Origin of the sequence: Psychrobacter halodurans (genome assembly GCF_017498075.1) — a bacterium.
GTDB lineage: Bacteria > Pseudomonadota > Gammaproteobacteria > Pseudomonadales > Moraxellaceae > Psychrobacter > Psychrobacter celer.
The window spans coordinates 36,789-54,354 of the sequence record NZ_JAGBKN010000011.1; the positions used below are offsets into that span (position 1 = coordinate 36,789).

14 protein-coding genes are annotated in these 17,566 nt (G+C 47.3%); 8 read left to right on the top strand and 6 right to left on the bottom strand.

The window, feature by feature from the left end; translation table 11 throughout:
- Window positions 1-160: 160 nt before the first annotated feature.
- The 7 genes from J3491_RS06645 to J3491_RS06675 all read left to right on the top strand — a co-directional run bounded on the left by J3491_RS06645 (window position 161) and on the right by J3491_RS06675 (window position 7,758).
- Window positions 161-793 carry an RlmE family RNA methyltransferase gene (locus tag J3491_RS06645; RefSeq protein ID WP_075100456.1) on the top strand — a complete coding sequence of 211 codons (633 nt, stop codon included), beginning with the start codon at window positions 161-163 and terminating at the stop codon, window positions 791-793.
- 305 nt (window positions 794-1,098) lie between these two features.
- Entirely contained in the window at window positions 1,099-2,994 is a 1,896-nt protein-coding gene (ftsH, locus tag J3491_RS06650; RefSeq protein ID WP_075100457.1) for an ATP-dependent zinc metalloprotease FtsH, read from the top strand.
- Window positions 2,995-3,190: 196 nt separating this feature from the next.
- Entirely contained in the window at window positions 3,191-4,138 is a 948-nt protein-coding gene (gene folP, locus J3491_RS06655; protein WP_207969602.1) for a dihydropteroate synthase, read from the top strand.
- Between the two features lie 28 nt (window positions 4,139-4,166).
- A complete protein-coding gene (locus J3491_RS06660) occupies window positions 4,167-4,457 on the top strand; it encodes an FAD assembly factor SdhE (protein WP_207969603.1) in 291 nt (96 codons plus the stop codon).
- 37 nt (window positions 4,458-4,494) lie between these two features.
- Window positions 4,495-4,953, top strand: a complete 459-nt coding sequence (locus tag J3491_RS06665; RefSeq protein WP_207969604.1) for a hypothetical protein — start codon at window positions 4,495-4,497, stop codon at window positions 4,951-4,953.
- A 409-nt stretch (window positions 4,954-5,362) separates the two neighbouring features.
- Window positions 5,363-6,073 carry a YidB family protein gene (locus J3491_RS06670; protein ID WP_207969605.1) on the top strand — a complete coding sequence of 237 codons (711 nt, stop codon included), beginning with the start codon at window positions 5,363-5,365 and terminating at the stop codon, window positions 6,071-6,073.
- A 227-nt stretch (window positions 6,074-6,300) separates the two neighbouring features.
- Complete coding sequence (locus J3491_RS06675; protein WP_075100462.1) at window positions 6,301-7,758, top strand: anion permease; 1,458 nt, start codon at window positions 6,301-6,303, stop codon at window positions 7,756-7,758.
- Between the two features lie 29 nt (window positions 7,759-7,787).
- Here J3491_RS06675 and J3491_RS06680 read toward each other — a convergent pair whose 3' ends face one another.
- From J3491_RS06680 to trmB, 3 genes are all read right to left on the bottom strand, one after another.
- Window positions 7,788-8,849 carry a regulatory protein RecX gene (locus J3491_RS06680; RefSeq protein ID WP_207969606.1) on the bottom strand — a complete coding sequence of 354 codons (1,062 nt, stop codon included), beginning with the start codon at window positions 8,847-8,849 and terminating at the stop codon, window positions 7,788-7,790.
- A 30-nt stretch (window positions 8,850-8,879) separates the two neighbouring features.
- On the bottom strand, window positions 8,880-9,938 hold the full coding sequence (recA, locus tag J3491_RS06685; protein ID WP_100749980.1) for a recombinase RecA: 1,059 nt from the start codon (window positions 9,936-9,938) through the stop codon (window positions 8,880-8,882).
- Window positions 9,939-11,034: 1,096 nt separating this feature from the next.
- Complete coding sequence (gene trmB / locus J3491_RS06690) at window positions 11,035-11,868, bottom strand: tRNA (guanosine(46)-N7)-methyltransferase TrmB (protein WP_207969607.1); 834 nt, start codon at window positions 11,866-11,868, stop codon at window positions 11,035-11,037.
- Window positions 11,869-12,142: 274 nt separating this feature from the next.
- Between trmB and J3491_RS06695 the strand changes: the two genes are divergently transcribed.
- The gene (locus tag J3491_RS06695) at window positions 12,143-13,072 is read left to right on the top strand and encodes a DUF2628 domain-containing protein (RefSeq protein WP_207969608.1); all 930 of its coding nucleotides are present in this window, start codon (window positions 12,143-12,145) and stop codon (window positions 13,070-13,072) included.
- A 110-nt stretch (window positions 13,073-13,182) separates the two neighbouring features.
- Here the strand turns inward: J3491_RS06695 and J3491_RS06700 are convergent, their stop codons facing one another.
- The 3 genes from J3491_RS06700 to J3491_RS06710 all read right to left on the bottom strand — a co-directional run bounded on the left by J3491_RS06700 (window position 13,183) and on the right by J3491_RS06710 (window position 17,296).
- Window positions 13,183-15,069, bottom strand: a complete 1,887-nt coding sequence (locus tag J3491_RS06700; protein ID WP_207969609.1) for a monovalent cation:proton antiporter-2 (CPA2) family protein — start codon at window positions 15,067-15,069, stop codon at window positions 13,183-13,185.
- Between the two features lie 73 nt (window positions 15,070-15,142).
- Complete coding sequence (locus J3491_RS06705; RefSeq protein ID WP_207969610.1) at window positions 15,143-15,847, bottom strand: hypothetical protein; 705 nt, start codon at window positions 15,845-15,847, stop codon at window positions 15,143-15,145.
- A gap of 264 nt (window positions 15,848-16,111) precedes the next feature.
- Complete coding sequence (locus J3491_RS06710; RefSeq protein ID WP_243456193.1) at window positions 16,112-17,296, bottom strand: cation diffusion facilitator family transporter; 1,185 nt, start codon at window positions 17,294-17,296, stop codon at window positions 16,112-16,114.
- Window positions 17,297-17,566: the final 270 nt, after the last annotated feature.

Consider the following 17,566-nt stretch of genomic DNA (forward strand, 5'->3'; position numbering starts at 1 on the left):
CTGCCTTTTAAAACAGTTATTTAACCAAGAGAATTTGATGATTTAAGCGCATTTATAGACAAATCGCCTCATTGGTACTATGTCTTGCGTGCATCAAGCGTTTCAAAGTGTATCGTTATCAAAGCGCATAAAGTTTTGCAGAGTAATAGGAGCAGGTATTTTGGCCACGCGTATCGAAAACAAAAAATTGTCAAAAAGCAGCAGTGCTTGGATGCAAGAGCATATTGACGACCATTATGTACAAAAGGCCCAAAAAGACGGCTACCGCGCCCGCGCAGCTTATAAGCTCCTAGAAATCAACGAAAAGACCAGCCTAATAAAAAAAGGCATGACGGTTGTGGATTTGGGCAGTGCGCCTGGTAGCTGGTCACAAGTGGCTGGGCAGTTGGTGGGTGATAAAGGCATTTTGATCGCCTCTGATATCTTGCCGATGGATGCGTTGCCAGATGTCACCTTTATCCAAGGTGACTTTCGTGAGGCTGAGGTGTTTGACGCGATTATGGCAGAAGTGGGCGATCGGCAGGTCGATGTGGTGCTATCAGATATGGCGCCCAATACTTCTGGCAATCGCGCGATTGATCAGCCGCGTATGATGTACCTATGCGAGCTGGCGGTCGACTTTGCGCTGGCAACCTTACCCAAAGGTGGCGCGCTTATTATGAAAGTGTTTCAGGGTGAGGGTACACAAGAATTACGTCAGCAGATGCAGCGTGATTTTAGTAAAATCCGTAGCATCAAGCCCGCTGCCTCACGACCACGATCAAAAGAGATGTTTTGGGTGGCGATCAAATAGTTTTAGTTTCAATGAGTTGCTGCTATTGTAAGCGGGAGAGTACGCCATCATAAAAGATGGATACCATGCGTGAAAATCCGCTACAATCGTTAACTGAATAAAAGTGAAACCTGCTTGAATTATGCAGGGAAACACCACATATCATGGTATATTAACTTTGTTTTAAGCATGAGTTTTAGGCAAAGTCGTCTGATAATAAACGCCCGATACGCTCGTTGAGATTTATATATCGTCAAATGAGCCAAACGTTTATGGACGTCACGTGTTTAGTAAACACACCAATAAGTAAGGGATGGGAATAACTAGTGAGCGACATGGTAAAAAATACCTTATTGTGGCTGGTGGTAATCGGCATTTTGGTGCTGGTGTTTAGCGGCTTTGATCAATCCTCTGAGCCGGATAACCTTAACTATTCTGAGTTTGTGACCGCGGTGTCAGAAAACCAGGTAGCCAGTGTTGAAATCGACGGCGAACAAATCACCGGTGAAAAGAAAAATGGCTCATCTTTTGAGACCATTAGACCCGCTGTGTCAGACGACGAGCTGATGCCGCTGTTGCGTGAAAATCAGGTTGAAGTTCAAGGAACTGCTCCGAAACGCCAAAGCGTCTTGATGCAATTGCTGATAGCCAGTTTCCCAATTTTATTGATTATTGGTCTGTTTTTATTCTTTATGCGTAATATGCAAGGCGGCGCTGGCGGCAAGGGCGGTGGTCCGATGAGCTTTGGTAAATCAAAAGCCAAAATGCTCACCGAAGATCAAATCAACGTCAATTTTGAGGATGTCGCAGGCTGTGAAGAGGCCAAAGAAGAAGTGGTCGAGGTCGTTGACTTCTTGCGCGACCCAGACAAGTTTACCAAGCTAGGTGCGACCATCCCACGCGGTATTTTGATGGTTGGACCGCCTGGTACGGGTAAGACGCTATTGGCGCGTGCCATCGCTGGTGAAGCCAAAGTACCGTTCTTCTCTATTTCAGGGTCTGACTTTGTCGAGATGTTTGTCGGTGTGGGTGCCTCACGTGTGCGCGATATGTTTGAGCAAGCGAAAAAGAGTGCCCCTTGTATCATCTTTATCGATGAGATCGATGCCGTTGGTCGCCACCGTGGCTCTGGTATGGGCGGCGGTAATGATGAGCGTGAGCAGACATTGAACCAACTATTGGTTGAGATGGACGGCTTTGAAGGTAACGAAGGCGTGATCGTGATTGCCGCGACCAACCGCGCTGATGTACTTGATAAAGCGCTACTGCGTCCAGGTCGTTTTGACCGTCAGGTACAAGTAGGCTTACCCGATATCAAAGGTCGTGAGCAGATTTTGAAAGTACATTTGCGTAAATTGCCGAATACTATCGGTGTCGATGCCAGCTCTCTTGCGCGTGGTACGCCTGGCTTTAGTGGTGCCCAGCTGGCCAACTTGGTCAACGAAGCGGCACTATTTGCCGCCCGTCGCAACAAAACCAGCGTCGATATGAATGACTTTGAGGACGCAAAGGACAAGCTGTATATGGGTCCTGAGCGCAAATCGATGGTGATACGCGAAGAAGAGCGCCGTGCTACTGCTTATCATGAAGCAGGACATGCCTTGGTTGCTGAGCTACTACCAGGTACCGACCCTGTGCATAAAGTAACGATCATGCCGCGCGGATTTGCCCTTGGTGTGACTTGGCAGCTACCTGAGCATGACCAGACCAGCATGTATAAGTCAAAAATGCTCAATGATATTGCTATTTTATTCGGTGGCCGTATCGCTGAAGAAGTCTTTATCAATCAGATGTCAACGGGCGCGTCCAATGACTTTGAGCGTGCTACCAAAATGGCACGAGCGATGGTCACTAAGTATGGTATGTCTGATGCGCTAGGTATCATGGTGTATGAAGATGAAGACAGCTCACAAGGTTATTTTGGCTCTAGCAGCCGTACGATTTCAGAGGCCACACAGCAAAAGGTCGATGAAGAAGTGCGCCGCATGTTAGAAGAGCAATATGATATCGCTCGCGAGCTAATCGAAGCCAACCAAGACAAGATGCATGCGATGGTCGATGCCTTGATGAAGTGGGAAACCATCGATCGGGATCAGTTGCAAGACATTTTGGCAGGTGAAGAGCCACGTCCACCAAGAGTGTATCAGCCCAACGAAGTGAACTTGTCAAAAAATGACGTTAAAACAACGGGTCCGACACCGCCGCCATTACCAGCGATGTAGAGTAAGCAAGTAAAACTGCAAAAGACCGCTGGCAGATCACTGTTTAAGCTAAAAAGCCCTTTTTATAAAGGGCTTTTTTATGGCTCATATTTTACTCAGAATTTAGAACCGTATGGGATTTACTGGTATCATAAGCAAACGGTAGCCAATACCGATTACTCATTTTTTAGTCCCTTTTATTGATAATGGATGGCCTATGTCATTGTTTCAGCCTTTACCGACTTATCGCATTCGCAGCCGCAACAAAGTGTTGGATTTATCGCAGCCGCAGGTAATGGGAATATTAAATGTGACGCCAGACTCGTTTTCAGATGGTGGTCAGTTTACCGCGGTAGATAAAGCGCTGCAGCATTGTAAACAGCTGATAAATGAAGGGGCGACGATTATCGATATCGGCGGCGAATCTACCCGTCCAAATGCCACGCCTGTAGCGACGGATGAAGAGGTGCAGCGTGTGGTGCCAGTGGTGACAGCCATTCGTCAGCAGTTAGGTGAGATGGGTCAGGATATTTGGCTGTCGATCGATACCAGTAGCCCGACTGTGATGCAAGCAGCGTTTGATGCAGGCGCTGATATTTGGAATGATGTACGCGCGCTCAGACGTGAGGGTGCAGCCCAATTAGCAGCAGCACTTGATATACCGGTGATGCTGATGCACATGCGCGGCGAGCCCACGACCATGAATGAGTTGGCGCAATATGACGAGGTAATCGGTGATGTCAGTCGCGAGCTGCTTGCTCGTATTGAAGAGGTGACCTGTGCTGGCGTGAAGCGTGAAAACCTCATCATCGATCCAGGCTTTGGTTTTGCAAAAGATTACGAGCATCATCGTGCACTATTGACCCAGCTTGATAAGTTACAAACGCTTGGTTTGCCATTGATGTTTGGTATCTCGCGTAAGCGTTTTTTGGCACAGGTACTCACTAAGAGCGGTGTACCAGCAGTTGCCACTACGCAAGCGAGCGAGCGCGATGCGATCGGTACGGCGGCTGGATTGTTGGCATTGCAGCAAGGCGCGAGTATCATCCGTACTCATAATGTAGCGATGATGCAGCAAGCGGCCGCGCTCTGGCAGCAATTAACCGAGTATCATCAAACCTCTGTCATTACGACCAACAACCATCACTATCAATCTACTAAATAATGTACCTACTAGCTATGAGGCGTTTCCTATGAGCATATCTGCAAACAAGCAACCTGAGCCAACCAATGAGCAGCGCCGCGTCATCTATCAAGCTCGTCGCGGCCTAAAAGAGCTGGATTTTTATATCGATCCTTACGTCAAAGAGCGGTATTTGACCGCAGATGCTGCTGAACAGGCGACCTTTGCCGAAATGCTCACCCACGAAGACCCAGATTTATTGGATTATTTTACCAACCAAAACCGCCCAGAGAGCGACGATATCTGGTCGCTGGTCAATAAAATTAAAACATGGCGTCATACCAAAGAGTTGATGCCCTAATTCGCTATCACACACCTTATGAGATTACCGCGATATCATGGATTCGATAACTGCCCTGCGTATTGATACTGCTATCGAGCCTAGGAGCCGATTGCGCTTGCTGTTATATCTGAGCTTAGCAAGCATCATGATAGGGCTTGGTTTATTAGCGTCTTTGGCGCTTTGGCAGTACGTGCTGGTCTTAGTGGTGACAGCCGCCGTGGTTGGTTATTTGACCGTATCGCGGCCGATCCTGCTACATCTAAGCCAGCCGCCAGTGAGTCAGCGCCTTGATCAACACTGGCAGCTGTTGATGCGTACGGCGCAGGGGGAGGGCTTATGGTTGGCAAATCTACAAGCCATTCACCGTTTTGAGTGGGCGCTCAGTTTTGAATTTGATATCATCGAGCCTTATCAGCGTTCGTTGGCCGTGACAGTTTTTCGCGATCAAGTCAGCCCCGAGCAGTGGCGAGAGCTAAATGTTTTGGCCAATATGAGCACGGGCAATACGGTCTAAATACTTATCTTCTTTTCCCTTGGTAGCGATGTACAGGCTTACAAGCGCCTACATGTCATAACAAAATACCTATCTCGATCAGCGAAAAAGCTTGCTATATTAATATCACTATTAATTGACAACTAACTATAGTCGATACACTTTAAAAGTGTTATAGCGCTACTGGGATGAATTTTTCGCAGCTTCTGGGGACGCAGCACGCAAGTAAAATTTATACCAGTAGCGCGTTTAAACTTATGACAGTTTTGCTTTGAGCTGACTATAACAACACTGTTGTAGAAAGTATGGTTATAAAAGTTATGGTGATAATGTATGTTGTGAGGCAGCGGCGTTAAAAAATGGCTACCGACAAATAACGGCTAAAAAAACACTGTGCTAGACCACGATAATGATAAAAAAGGAGAAAAATATGAGTTTATTAGGGAATTTAGTCAGTCAGGTGGCTCGTCAAGCCATGAATCCTGCCGACGCCCAGCATAACCCAGTCAATCAGCGGGCTGATACAAGACGGACAGGCGGCCTGGGTGATATCTTAGGAAGCGTGCTGGGAGGCAGTCAGGCAGGTGGCTATAATCCGCAGCAGTATGACCGTAAACCTGATAACGGCTTTGGCCTAGATGATATCATCGGCGGTCTTACTGGCGGCGCGCAGCGTGGTGGTGTCAGCGCAGGCGCTGGTGGTTTGGGTGATATCTTAGGAAGCGTACTGGGTGGTCAGCGCAGTCAAAGCGGCTTTGGCGGTAAAGGCATGCTTATCGCCGCGCTTATGCCCATGGTGCTTAGCTGGATCAAGCGTAATGGTGGTCTGAGCGGTGCATTATCCAAAATCACGGGCATGGGCTATGAAAACCAAGCACGCTCTTGGATGAGCAATCAGCAAGACAACGAAAACCTCGATCCAAACGATGTCAATCGATTGTTTGATGAAAGTGAGATTCAACAAGTGGCAGCGCATACTGGTGCCAACGAAGCCGAGGTGCGCCAAGGCATTGCAGAGCTGCTACCTGAAGTCGTAAATCAGCTTACCCCCAAAGGTAACTTAGATACCGAAGCGGAGGCTAACGAAGAGATTGATCAAATCATCAGCCAGTTGTCCAACCGTCTAGGCGCTTTACGATAATGGCCCCATGTCTGTGTTATAGCTACCTTTAGCTGTGTAGTCTGCCGCTACTGAAACAGACAGCTGATAGCGGCCAAAAGAGCACGTTTGTATAGCGTGCTCTTTTTTGTTGTGAGGAATTCAACAATACATGCTACATAGATATGTTAAAAATGGTGAACAAATGCACAATGGTGCTGGTAATCTTATAAGATGAGGGTATCAGCCACTGCATAGGATACTGACGCATGCCGTTTAAGCCGATCCAAGCCGCTATTGCCATCGTCGTAGGTCTTATCATCTGGTTTGTCATTCCTGTACCGACGGGCGTCACTCCTGAAGCATGGCACATGCTGGCTTTATTTATCGCCACCATCGTTGCCATTATTGGTAAAGTGTTACCCATCGGGGCGATAGCGGTCATCGCCGTGACGCTCGTGGCTTTGACGGGTGTGACCAGTGACAGCCCAAAACAAGCCATCAATGATGCGCTCTCTAGCTATTCAAGCCCGCTGATATGGTTGATTGGTATCGCAGTAATGATATCGCGCGGCCTTATAAAAACCGGTCTTGGTCGCCGCATTGCTTATTATTTTATTTCTATCTTTGGCAAAAAAACCATCGGAGTCGCGTATTCATTGACGGCGGCTGAGCTGATGATAGCGCCTATCACGCCGTCGAATACCGCGCGTGGTGGCGGTATTATTCATCCTATTATGAAATCTATCGCCCAAAGCTTTCATTCAACGCCAGAGGAAGGCACGCAAAATAAAATTGGTCGCTATCTGGCAATGGTCAACTACCACGCCAATCCGATTACCTCAGGGATGTTTATCACCGCGACTGCGCCCAACCCTTTAGTGGTAGACCTGGTAAATAAAGCCACAGGCGGCAACATTCAGCTGTCGTGGACAACATGGGCGGTAGCGATGTTTGTGCCGGGCATCCTGTGCTTGGTGGTGATGCCCTTGGTGATTTATCTGATCTATCCACCTGATGTCAAAGTCACACCCGACGCTAAAGGCTTTGCAAAAGACAATCTAGCAGACATGGGTAGCATCAGCCGCCAAGAAAAAATCATGCTCGGTGTGTTTGGCCTGATGCTACTACTCTGGGCCAATATCCCGGCGCTGCTATTGGGTGAGCAATACAGTGTCGATGCCACGACGACAGCTTTTATCGGTCTGACGACCTTGATATTGACTGGAGTGCTAACGTGGGAGGATATTCTCAAAGAAAAATCTGCTTGGGATACCATCATCTGGTTTGGTGCCCTAATTATGATGGCCGCTTATCTTAATGAGCTTGGCTTGATTCGCTGGTTTTCTGATAATATTGAAGCGATGATTGGTACGACGGGTCTGGGCTGGGTAGGTGCCGTGGCGATTTTGACGCTGGTGTATTTATACATTCATTACTTCTTTGCAAGTACGACTGCGCATATTACCGCTTTATTTGCCGCCTTTTATGCCGTCGGGCTGAGCTTAGGAGCGCCGCCCATGCTATATGCGCTGATTTTGGCAGCAGCGGGCAACATTATGATGACCCTCACCCATTATGCGACCGGCACCGCCCCCGTCATCTTTAACTCAGGGTATGTGACCTTAAAAGAGTGGTGGGGCATCGGCGCTATTATGAGTGTGGTCAATCTGGTGATTTGGATAGGGGCAGGTATGATATGGTGGAAAGTGCTTGGCTATTATTAATAGGTATCTGAGTGTTAGATGAGTCACGGTTAAAATCGCTCATCTAATGTCTCAAGCGTGTAGTCAAGGGCGGCAAAGCAGATGTCACTCTTAAAGCCTCTATACTGCAAAAACCGTAATTGACGAGCCTTGTCTTTTGGCTCACGGGGCAAGGTATTGCCGTATTTTTTGGTGCGAGCGGTCACCGCTAGCTTTAGCCAGTCAACGCCTTCGACCAGATTGTCATCACCATCCTCGACAAATTCGCTAAATTCCTCAGACTCTGCATTTGCCATATCGATCAGCTCATCGATGTTGTCTGGCATGGCTATTTTTTTTTGATAAAATGCTTGCTTGATGCGGCCGCGACCCCGTCCTTTACGGATGTTTTCACGGATGAGCATGAGGGTGGTGCGATAATCACTTTGATAGCCTTTTTTCTCAAACTCATCGAGTAAGGCGTCGATCTTGTCTGGGTCTTGCTCCTTATCGAGCAGTTTTTGCTTTAGCTCTGCTTTACCGTACTCACGGCGCGACAGATAATAAAAAGCCAGCCAGCGCAGGCGACTCTCTGCCTTGATAGCGTCAATCTCAGCTTGCCTTTGTTCAGGGGTGCGAAGATACGCTTTTAGAGCAGCAGGTAAGTTGTCCGCTTGCGCGTCTGTACTGTGACTATGGGCAGCTATAGGGTCAGGCAGTGGCGCTGAGCCTTCTGTGCTCTCTAAATAATCTGCACCCTCTAGGCGCGCATCGCTATCAGCGGTGTTGGTAGAGGCGCTATCGTCCGAATGACCATGAATATGATGCTTTACCTCGGCCAGCATCTCTTTGATACTTTGCGCTTTTGGTGGCTGATACGCAGGTGCGTCGTTAGGCTCAGGGCTATAGCTCGCGGCTGGATGAAAGCGTTTTTCACGTCTTTTACGTTTGGCTGTAGACGCCGACTTCTGAGACGTATTTTTATCGACCCGTGCTGCATGAGGCGATCTGAGCGCTTTGGGCGTTTGGGAGGTTTTAGAGGTTTTAGAGGTTTTTTTGAACTTGCTAGTAGGGGCGCTCGCTGAGTCGGCGTCCGATTCAGCGAGTATTTCAGCTAAGGTTTTAATGTTCATAATCAATCATAACGATAAATAAGCGTGCCGTTATTGTACTGGCTCAGGCGCTAGGTTTTCATCTTTTTGAGAGGCGTCAGTATCTTTGGCGTCTTTTTTGCTACCAAGCTTTTCTTCACGGATCTTATCTTCGATTTCTTGAGCAATACTAGGGTTTTCTTTTAAGAAAAGCACAGAGTTGGCTTTACCCTGACCGATTTTTTCATCGCCATAGCTATACCAAGAGCCTGCTTTACCCACAGCGCCAATTTCGACACCTAAGTCGATGACTTCTGCTAGGTGATTGGTGCCTTCGCCATAAGTGATTTCAAACTCAGCTTGGCGGAAGGGTGGTGCCATTTTGTTTTTGATGACTTTGACACGGGTTTGGTTGCCGATGATTTCATCACCATTTTTGACCGCCCCGATACGGCGAATATCCATACGTACTGAGGCATAGAATTTCAGCGCGTTACCACCGGTTGTGGTTTCTGGGCTACCAAACATCACGCCGATTTTCATACGGATCTGGTTGATAAACACCACCATACAGTTAGAGCGTTTGGCATTACCTGTGATCTTACGCAGCGCTTGGCTCATCAAGCGGGCTTGTAGACCCATGTGCGAGTCGCCCATCTCGCCTTCAATCTCAGCGCGCGGCGTGAGTGCGGCGACGGAGTCGACCACGATCATATCGACCGCTCCTGAGCGTACCAGCATATCGGTAATCTCCAACGCCTGCTCACCGTTATCAGGCTGAGAGAGCAGTAGGTCATCTGTATTGACCCCAAGCTTACGCGCATAAACCGGATCAAGCGCATGCTCGGCATCGATAAAGGCACAAGTACCGCCTTGTTTTTGACACTCAGCGATTGCTTGTAGCGTCATGGTGGTTTTACCTGAGCTCTCTGGTCCATAAATCTCAATGATACGGCCTTTTGGCAAGCCGCCAATACCAAGCGCGATATCTAGTCCTAGCGAGCCTGTCGAGACCACATCGGCATCGAGGACTGCAGAGTCATCGCCTAGTTGCATGATGGTATTTTTACCAAATTGTTTTTCGATTTGACCAAGTGCGGCTTTGAGAGCTTTGGCTTTATTGTCGTCCATACTGGATTCCTTGTCTTCAATCATTAGTGTAAAACGATAAATTCGATGATAGATAAAATACGGGTAATAGGAAGGTTACGGGCCATATATACTGACGGCTCCCCAAATGGTAGGCAACGGCCAGTGTCTAGCAAGACGAATAAGATGTCGTATCGGTGATGTCGAGAGCGCAATCATTCTACTATACAGTAAAATTAATGACGGATAAAAGTAAATAAAAGTTTGATATAACCCCTTGTGCAAACAGCGCCTTCTCATTATTAAGGCGTTTGTTCATTTATCTAAGCGTTAGGGATGTATGGTTGATTGGATAAGGATAGTATAACAAAATCTGGGTAGCATACTAAGGGCGCAGGTATACTAAACGACATCGGTTGTCGCATGCATATTATTTTTGGAGTTATATAAGTATTGGCAAAATTAGCAAGTATTTTGGATAGGAAAATGGTATTGTTTGTCAATAGGGTTTGCAGTTGTCCACAATAAGTCCTCGGTAAAAATTTGCTGATTGTGAAACATCGGCTCTGATTTCGGTTTTTCTAAAAAATATAAGAAATAAATTTTTAGCTTCTCTCTATAAGGATAAATTATTGATTTTTAAAGGTTTTTAAATTGTATAAAAAATGAACGATTTTACCTGACCCTTTAATATATCTAGGAAAATGCTTGTCAAGTGCTGACTTATACACAGGGTTATCCACAGCTTATGGGGAGAACTCACCAAGCCCTTGTAACATCAATGCTTGCGCAAATCGCTTATTATGACTTCTTAAAGTTCAAAGCAGATTTTGTGATGTCACGTGTGTGTTTTTCTCAAAAAATTAGTCTGTGTCGCCGATGTTTCACACCATAAAATATTTATTGTTATAAAAATAAAACCGTCAAAATGGTCGCAAGAATCGCTGAGTTGACCGTATGGCAAGCTTTTTATACTTAGTCGGCCGTGTTAAGGCGCGTTTTTATCCGCTGTATCGGTCACATTCCGCCGCGCTCTTGATCATCTTCGCTGGCAAAGCGCCGCGCATAAAAAAGGCGGCTAATCTGTTAGCCGCCTTTATCGCTATTTATCTAAGGGAAGATTTCTAATCGCTTGGTTTTAGTCTTTGCTATAAATCAAATCCCAGACGCCATGACCACGCGCGATGCCGCGGCGCTCAAATTTGGTCATTGGACGAAAGTCTGGTCTGTCAATAAAGTTGCCTGCACCTGCTTGGTTGGTGAGGCCAGCAAAGTTGTCTAGTACCTCCAGCATCCAAAAAGCATAATGCTCCCAGTCAGTGGCGGTATGAAACCAGCCGCCTTGGGTTAGGCTGCGTGTCACAATCGCCATGCGTTCAGGACTGACAAAGCGGCGCTTATAGTGGCGCTTTTTTTGCCACGGGTCAGGAAAGTACAGCTGAATACGGTCGATATGGTTTTCTGGTAGCTGTTTGAGTAATTGGATGGCGTCACCATTGATAATTTTGACGTTACGCAAGCCTTGGGTGCCGGCCATATAGGCGCATTTGCCAATGCCTGGCTCATGGACTTCGATGCCGACAAAGTTGCGCGCCGGCTCTGCGGCGGCCATCTCGATGAACGAGTCGCCCAAGCCAAACCCAATCTCTAAGGTCAGCGGTGCGTCACTGCCATTTGGGCTATCGGCAAATAGCGCGCGCAAGTCATGGATGCCTGTTAAGTCGCCATCGCCAAAGCTGTTATTGACCAAATAATCGGCGAACTCGGGCGCAGTCAACGCCAGCTCAGCGTTTTTGTTCATGTGTGTACGTCGTTTCATAAAGGTATTGACGATACGAATGTGTTTGTCCGCGGCAGGCGTGCTTTGGTTGTCATCAACGTCAGCGCTCGCTGTGTCGACGTTGGTTAAGGTTTGCTCATCAGTGGTTGGCGTACTGGTGAGATTGTCATTACTATCAGGATGTTGACTCATAAGATGGGCAGTGCTTCATTAGGTGAGTGAGATGGCGTCATTATAAGTGATATTGCTGCGACTGTGAATGTGCAATACGTTTTTAGCGGTTTTATACGGTTATAGGAGATGAGAATAGATGTGACATCAAAAGCGATAGTAAAGACTATCGAGATGATAAAGGCTATTAAAGTATCGAAAGACGTCAAATCGGTATACACGGGTTTTCTATACAGGGCAGTTGGCGTTATCATATAATAACGATTGATATTTTTAAAACTTAGAGCGTACTCTCATGTTATTTATCGAAACGGATTCGCCACCGCCGTTTTATCAAGAACAGCTCACAGCAGCCAAGCGCAGGCAGCTGGACAAATGGTTTATTGGCCATCGTAGCCAGCATTATTATCTAAAGCGCTTTGAGGAATTTGATGAGCAAGGGTATTTATCGCCCAAATGGCACTGGGCGGCATTTTTCGTCACCTTTCCTTGGCTGCTATACCGCAAGCGCTATATGGACGCCATTGTCTATAGTGTGGCGGGTTGGTCGTTTATTCAGCTTAATGTGGCGCTGGTCTTGGTGGCGTTTGAGTTTGTGGCGATGTCTTATGTCCCTGATGCGTATCAGATGGCCACCCGTATCGGTATTGCCGCGGCTATTTGGCTGTTTTGGTCGTTTATGGTGGCGCGCTGGACGGATGCTTATTATTATCGTATGGCGCGTCGTGAGATTGCGGATGCTATCAATGACCATCCGCGTGATGAGGAGGCGCAAAAGGCGCACCTAAAAAAAGAAGGTGGCGTGAGTTTGTTTGGTTTGGGGCTTGGCTTTGGGTTTTTTGCATTTGCGCTATTGGTGATTAAGGTGCAGTTTTTGCCTATCGTTGCCAAACCAAAAGAAAACGCGGTGCTGTTTGATACTTATGATATCGCCAAAAACGCCCAAAACCGGGTAGCGCTGATCTATCAGCAGACTGGGCAGTGTCCTGTGCATCTGCCGCTTAGTACCGAGGATCAACAGGTGCGCATGCATATCGCCGCCCAAGCGCCAGGAGTGACCAATACCGATTGCGCCATCATTGCGACCATTCAAAACGTCAGCTTTCCAGTACGCTACCTCAATGATCAGACCTTGGTTTTTTATCATCTGCCAGATAGTGATGATTGGGCTTGCACCAGCTCACTCAATAAAAAACAAGCCCCAAAAAGCTGCCTAGCTGATTGATGCATCGATATCGAAGCAAGGGTGTGCTATCGAGCGTGTATCCCAGTCAATGTCGTCAAAGTCGTCAAGGACAATGTTTTAGAGTGACAATAGTTTATAATGACAGTGCTTTAGGATTTGGAATCAGCGGCGCTGGCATCTTGGTCATCGACAGGCGTTGCTTGACTCTTTAGTGCCTCATAAAAGTCAGTCAAATCCATCTTGCGCGCTTTATCGATATCTTCATCAAATAGACTCTCAAGCTCTGCCATGGCTGACTGCGCCGACTCGATCAGGCTGGCTTCGTCGCCATAAATGGCTTGCTGGCGCTCAATCAAGTCATCATCGTAATCACGGAATGTCTGCACCGTTTCTCGGGCTTTTTCTGGAGAGATGCCCAGCAGCTGTAGCGACTCGCGCGACATATCTAACGACGACAGGTAAGTCTCGCGCCAAATATGACGTACGCCTACTTCACGCAAGCGATAATAATGCTGACGATCCCGCGCTCGTGCTAGGACGATCATATCGGGATAGTTTTTGCGCAAATATTGGGCGGTGGTGATAGAGCGCTCCAAATCGTCAATCGCCAATATAAACACCCGTGCTTTTTTGATGCCAGCAGCGCGGAGGATTTCAGGGTTTTTTGGGTCGCCGTAATAGACTTGGTTACCAAATTTACGCACGAAGTCGACGCGGTTGGCTGAGCGTTCAATGGCGGTAAATTCGATATTGTGCATGCGCAGTACGCGCCCGATAATCTGCCCGACACGGCCAAACCCTGCAATGATGACTTGATGCTCATGATCAGGAATCGCATCGTACTCACGGCTGGGCTTGCTTTTGGCAAATAATGGCTCGCCGATTTTTTCTAGCAATAAAAACGCCAATGGTGTGAGCGCCATAGAGATGGTGACGATGAGGTTTAAGGTATTGGCAAGTTCAGGGCGCAAGACGTTTTGGGCGCTTGCCACGCTAAAGAGGACAAAGGCGAATTCACCGCCTTGTGCCAGTGTCACGCCCAGCCTAATACTGGTCGGCCAGCGATTGCCTGAGACTTTGGCGATGGCGGTAATCACGGCAAACTTAATCACCATCAGCGCAATGGCGCAGCCAATAATAAAAATAGGCTCCGCTAAGATAAGCTTGACGTCTGTGAGCATGCCAACCGACATAAAAAACAAGCCCAAAAGCAAGCCTTTAAACGGCTCGATACTGGCTTCGAGCTCGTGACGATATTCAGAGTCGGCCAGCAATACGCCCGTCAAAAACGCGCCCAGTGCCATTGATAGACCAATCTGACCCATCAAAATCGACACGCCCATCACAATGAAAAGCGCCACCGCCGTGAGCAGCTCAGAGGCGCCACTGGAGGCCACAAACTTAAAAAATGGGCGTACCACATAACGGCTGGCAAAAATCAGACCCGCAAATACGGCAAACACTTTACCAAAATACAGCAGGTCGTAGCTTTGCTCGCGCACCCCTGACAAAAACGGAATGACCGCCAATAAAGGAATGACGGCGATGTCTTGAAACAATAAAATAGTAAAGGCTTCACGGCCATGGGTGCTAGAGAGCTGCTGCTTTTCGGTCAGTATCTGTAAGACAAAAGCGGTGGAGGAGAGCGCAAGGCCAAAACCGACGATAAAGGCAGTATCTAACGCCAAAGAAAAAAACTGGTGCAAAAGCCACATTAGCAGCATACCAGTGAGGCCAACTTGCAAACCACCGAGGACAAAGATGGAGCGCCGTAGTGCCCAAAGCCGCGATGGTTGTAGCTCAAGGCCAATGATAAACAGCAGCATGACCACGCCAAATTCAGAGAAATGCAGCAAGCTCTCAGCGTCACCTGCCACATCCAAGCCGCTCGGCCCCAAAATCAAACCAGTAATGAGATACCCTAAAACTGTCGCGATACCAAATCGTTTACCAAGGGGTACAAACAGCAGTGCTGCTCCTAAAAAGATTGTAGCTTGTAACATCAAATTTGGTGAGCCGGCGGCGGCAGCGAACATCTGGTATCCTTAAATAGTAGCAAGGTCAAAGACATAATCAAAAACGTGGTCAAAAAAACATCAGAAACCTGCGTTATTTTTTACGGTAAATTTTCCAAACGCCATTGTCGGCGATGGGGTTGTTGTAAGCATCGTTACGGCGTTTACGCGGGGTCTGTCTGCTATCGACGACTTTAAAATCAGGCAACGCATGGACGATAAGACCGGTACGATAAAAGCGTACGCGCTCAGGCTCCATCATCTCACCCTTACTATCGCGGCAAAACACATAAGCACGTAGATCAATAAACTCACGATGCGCCACTAATCTTGCCTCGTCATCGTTATCAAATACTGCTGACATGCGCGCAGTCTCCTCGGCACTATAATCGCTGCATTTATCAGTCAGGGCGCCGACCGAGCCAAAGCTTTTGGATTCTTTGGCTCGGGTTTTGGTCAGATGCAGGCGCTGCACATGATAAATAAACTGCGGTATCTCGAGGCTGGCTGGCAGTGGCAGATAATCAGGCGGTAGGTTGGCTGCAGGATAAAAAGCCATCGCGCGCTCAAGTAGGGGCTGCCAACGCTGCTGGTAGGCCTGCACCTCTGCTAAGTTACCTTCATAAATAGGCATGTCGCGGATCTGACGCAAGATATCAGGTGGAAACTGCTCGTCACGAAACTGAGCAATATCGTCTTGCAGCGTCGATAGCAAAACTTTGGCGTGTTTTTTGCCCTCTTTTGACGTTGGGTTGTCAATATAGTCTGGGGCGACAAAGGGCGCGGAACGTCTAGACATAAGATCACATCGTCAATGAATCGGTTAAAAAAATACAACTCAGTGTATCTGCCATGGCAAATCAATCAGTAAAATGGCAGTTTATAATTATTATAACCATATAAACACCAGTAAAAGGATTTTTTTAAATAGGATAAGTAAAGTTTTGCTAGAAATTGTTGAGATGGGTTGGCGGTGGTAGGTTGAAAGTGATGGGTAGGTGATAAGCAGAGTGAGCTATTTTTAACCCATTTAGGTGACTGTCGATTAAATGGAGGGCACGCCCTAGTGACTGTGCCCGATATGGCTATTCGCAGAGCTTTGCTGCTCTGATATGTCGCAGACCAATGCATCGCTATGGGTGCCGGTCTGCGGGTGTGACAAGCTCTCAACCTGAATGGTGGCGTGATGAATACCAAGCGCAAGCAAACCTTGCTCAAGATTGGCAATCAATACGCTGGCATCCGAGATTCTCATATCTCCATCGACCATCACATGGCAAGATAGCGCATTTAGCCCGCTGGTGATGCTCCAGACATGCAGGTCGTGGACTTGTTTTACTTGTGGATGGGCAAGCAGTTTGTCTTCGACATCCACCAGCGATATGCCTTCTGGCGTGCCCTCCATCAAGATATGTACCGAATCACGTACAACGCGGTAACCACTCACTAAGATAAGTATGGCGACGATCACCGACGCTGCGGCATCGGCCCAAACCCAGCCAAACCCCATCATCAGTAATGCAGCGACAATAGCGGCCACTGAGCCCATCAAATCACTTAATACATGCAAGTAAGCGCTTTGCATATTGAGGTTGACAGGCTCTTTTGGGTCAGCACTTTTGGCTTTTATATGGTCTTTATTTGCTTTGTCTTCATTTGCTCCATGGCTGTGGGTGTGCCCATCGCTGCCGCTACTACCACGATGCATCAGCCAAGCGACCAAGATATTAACCAGCATACCGATGGTGGCGACGATTAACATACCTTGGGTGGCAATCTCTGGCGGTGAGTTAAAACGTTTGATCGCTTCATAAAAAATCATCAAGGCGATAATTACCAGCGTCGCACCATTGACGGTGGCCACGATAATCTCAAAGCGTTTATAGCCAAAGGTCTTTTGATGGGTGGCGGCTTTTTCGCCGATTTTAAATGCCATCAACGTCGCACCAAGGGCGATGGCGTCGCTGAGCATGTGACCGGCATCGGAGAGTAGCGCCAAGCTGCCAGTTAACAAGCCACCAATCGCCTCGATAAACATATAACCTGTGATGATCACAAAGCTAATCAGTAACGTACGCTGATAGCCTTTGGTATCTCTTGGCGCTGTGCTTTGCTCTAGGTGAGTGTCGTGATCATGAGCGTCTTGATTGTCAGCAGTATAGTTACTATCGTCATTTTTATGCACATCACTATGCTCACTTGCAGGCACATGCTTATTTTGCTTATGACTGGGATCTTCTTGACTCATAATGTTACTCAAATTTATTAAGATTTATGGTAAATAACTTCAAGGATTAACAATAAATCTAACATAGTCGAGTATTAGAAGCTGTAACGACGAGGTAAAAATGCAGCCAGTAAGCTATAGTCGATTTACTGTAAAAACGACATGGTGCTATTGGTATAGATTTTTCTTGCGTACTGTTATCACAGATACTGCGCAAAATTCATTCCAGTAGCACTCTTCAACTTATAACCATGTTATTTTGAATTGACTATACGTTTAGGAACCTAAGAA

Excerpts from the sequence above, each read along its gene's own strand:
- J3491_RS06705 (WP_207969610.1), bottom strand. The coding sequence starts at position 15,847 with ATGTCTAGACGTTCCGCGCCCTTTGTCGCCCCAGACTATATTGACAAC.
- folP (WP_207969602.1), top strand. The coding sequence starts at position 3,191 with ATGTCATTGTTTCAGCCTTTACCGACTTATCGCATTCGCAGCCGCAAC.
- J3491_RS06660 (WP_207969603.1), top strand. The coding sequence starts at position 4,167 with ATGAGCATATCTGCAAACAAGCAACCTGAGCCAACCAATGAGCAGCGC.
- J3491_RS06710 (WP_243456193.1), bottom strand. The coding sequence starts at position 17,296 with ATGAGTCAAGAAGATCCCAGTCATAAGCAAAATAAGCATGTGCCTGCA.
- J3491_RS06665 (WP_207969604.1), top strand. The coding sequence starts at position 4,495 with ATGGATTCGATAACTGCCCTGCGTATTGATACTGCTATCGAGCCTAGG.
- J3491_RS06695 (WP_207969608.1), top strand. The coding sequence starts at position 12,143 with ATGTTATTTATCGAAACGGATTCGCCACCGCCGTTTTATCAAGAACAG.
- J3491_RS06675 (WP_075100462.1), top strand. The coding sequence starts at position 6,301 with ATGCCGTTTAAGCCGATCCAAGCCGCTATTGCCATCGTCGTAGGTCTT.
- trmB (WP_207969607.1), bottom strand. The coding sequence starts at position 11,868 with ATGAGTCAACATCCTGATAGTAATGACAATCTCACCAGTACGCCAACC.
- J3491_RS06670 (WP_207969605.1), top strand. The coding sequence starts at position 5,363 with ATGAGTTTATTAGGGAATTTAGTCAGTCAGGTGGCTCGTCAAGCCATG.
- J3491_RS06680 (WP_207969606.1), bottom strand. The coding sequence starts at position 8,849 with ATGAACATTAAAACCTTAGCTGAAATACTCGCTGAATCGGACGCCGAC.
- J3491_RS06700 (WP_207969609.1), bottom strand. The coding sequence starts at position 15,069 with ATGTTCGCTGCCGCCGCCGGCTCACCAAATTTGATGTTACAAGCTACA.
- recA (WP_100749980.1), bottom strand. The coding sequence starts at position 9,938 with ATGGACGACAATAAAGCCAAAGCTCTCAAAGCCGCACTTGGTCAAATC.